The sequence below is a fragment of the Acidisphaera rubrifaciens HS-AP3 genome (genome assembly GCF_000964365.1).
Taxonomy (GTDB): Bacteria; Pseudomonadota; Alphaproteobacteria; order Acetobacterales; family Acetobacteraceae; genus Acidisphaera; species Acidisphaera rubrifaciens.
Genome location: NZ_BANB01000070.1, coordinates 1 through 413 on the forward strand (window position 1 = coordinate 1; position 413 = coordinate 413).

At 70.9% G+C, this 413-nt stretch carries 1 pseudogene; it reads right to left on the reverse strand.

Features of this window, described 5'->3' with window-relative positions:
* Positions 1–388, reverse strand: a pseudogene (locus tag B8460_RS02390) (hypothetical protein); the annotation flags it as partial.
* Positions 389–413: the final 25 nt, after the last annotated feature.

The following is a 413-nucleotide window of genomic DNA, read 5'->3' on the forward strand; positions in this document are numbered from 1 at the left end:
CGCTGGCGATGGCTGGCGCGTCGTCGGGATCGGCCTCGCGGGCAGCCTCGCGGCAGATGTCGCGCGCGAGGTCGAACGCTGCGAGGGTTTCCTCCGCCTGCCAGACGGTGCCGGTCCACCGGTACCAGTGGTTCCATGTGGCGACGAAGCGGAGGTCTGCGCGGTGCCGATCCGTGAACCGTAGGGCAAGGGCGTCGTCAGAGAACTCGGGGGCCGTGCTGGTGGACGTGCTGGTGCGCAGGCGCCTTACCTCGGCGTCGAGCGTGCTAGCGCGGACTTGGAGCTGCTTGGCGACGGCGACGCGGGCGCGGTCGTATTCGGGACCGGGGAGCTGGGCTAGGCGCGCGACCTCGGCGGCGAAGTTGAGAGTGTCGATCGGTTCGCTCACCGGCCCAGCTCCATCGGCCGTGCGG